Below are 1,446 nucleotides of genomic sequence, written 5' to 3' on the forward strand. Positions count from 1 at the left end.
GTGTCCGGTGTCAATCTCGACGAAGAGGCCGCCAACCTTATTCGTTATCAGCAGGCCTACCAGGCATCGGCCAGGTCGCTCGATATTGCATCGAAGCTCTTTGACACCCTTCTCGGCATCAGCAATTAAGGAGTGACATCATGCGCATAAGCACCTCGATGATGTTTGATACGGGCACGCAGAACATGTTGCAGTTGCAGACAAGTCTGTTCAAGCTGCAAAACCAGCTTTCTACCGGGCGCCGTGTGCTGACCCCGGCAGACGATCCTGTTGCAGCGGCTCAGGCCTTGGTCATTAGTCAGCGCCAATCAATCAATACCCAGTTCATCGACAACCAGGCTAATGCCGAGAGTCAACTTGCCGGTCTGGAGAGTCACATAGCTGGGGTCGGGGATCTGCTTCAGGCCGTCAAGACGCGTGCCGTCGAGGCGGGCAATGGTGCCTACAGCGACAGCGACCGGCGCACGATTGCCGCAGAGATTCGGGAACGGTTTGACGAGTTGGTGGGATTGGCCAATAGTGCCGATGCCATGGGGGGGTATGTGTTCTCCGGATACCGAGGCGACACTCAGCCTTTCTCCACGACGGGGGCACCGGGTAACCGAACAACGGTCTACGACGGCGACGATGGTAGCCGGCAATTGCAGGTCGATACCGGGCGCATGATGGATGTATCAGAGTCTGGCCGGGATGTGTTCATGAATATTCCCCAAGGGAATGGGCAGTTTATGTTCACGGCTGATTCGGCCAATACCGGAACCGGTACGGTCGGCGCATCGTCGGTTATTTCGGGGTTCGATGACAGCAGCTACCAACTGGAATTTACCGGAGCTAATACCTACGACCTGACGGTAACCACAAACGGCGTTCCAACTGTCACTGCCGGCCTGACCTATACCAGTGGGACCGACATTACGCTTGGCTTGCCGGGGCAGCAGTTCAAGATCAACATTGCCGGCGTTCCGGCGGTCGGCGATAAATTTGATGTCAAGCCGGCCGACAACCAAGACATTTTCAAAACACTCGACAGCATGATCAAAACGTTGGAAGGCAATGTTTCGGCCACGCCGGCCAGTCGCGCGGCTTTCCAGAATCAGATGGTGAACATCGGTGAGAATCTGGATCAGGCATTGGATCATCTGCTGAGCAAGCAGACCTCGATTGGCGCGCGGCGTCTCGAATTGGAGTCGCTAACAAATGTGGCGTCGGATCTGAACATTCAATACAAGCAGGATATTGCCGGGCTTCAGGATCTCGATTACACCAAGGCGATTTCCGACATGGCCAACCAGAAAATGGTCCTTGAGGCGGCGCAGCTTTCCTTCAAGCAGGTTAGCCAGATGTCGTTGTTCAATTACCTATGAAAAGATTCAGCGCCGCTCTGATTGCAGCAACTTGTCTGGCTGGTTGCGGGACTTCTCCCCTGATTCCGAATGAGACCATTCA

2 protein-coding genes are annotated in these 1,446 nt (G+C 54.9%); both read left to right on the forward strand.

The features are described from left to right. Window positions 1–129: flagellar basal body rod C-terminal domain-containing protein (locus ADADOO_RS00240; RefSeq protein ID WP_511274153.1), on the forward strand; the 129-nt coding region annotated here is incomplete at its 5' end. 11 nt (window positions 130–140) lie between these two features. After that, window positions 141–1,364 carry a flagellar hook-associated protein FlgL gene (flgL, locus tag ADADOO_RS00245; RefSeq protein ID WP_511274152.1) on the forward strand — a complete coding sequence of 408 codons (1,224 nt, stop codon included), beginning with the start codon at window positions 141–143 and terminating at the stop codon, window positions 1,362–1,364. Window positions 1,365–1,446 lie beyond the last annotated feature (82 nt).

It is taken from the genome of Azonexus sp., assembly GCF_036170495.1.
Classification (GTDB): domain Bacteria; phylum Pseudomonadota; class Gammaproteobacteria; order Burkholderiales; family Rhodocyclaceae; genus Azonexus.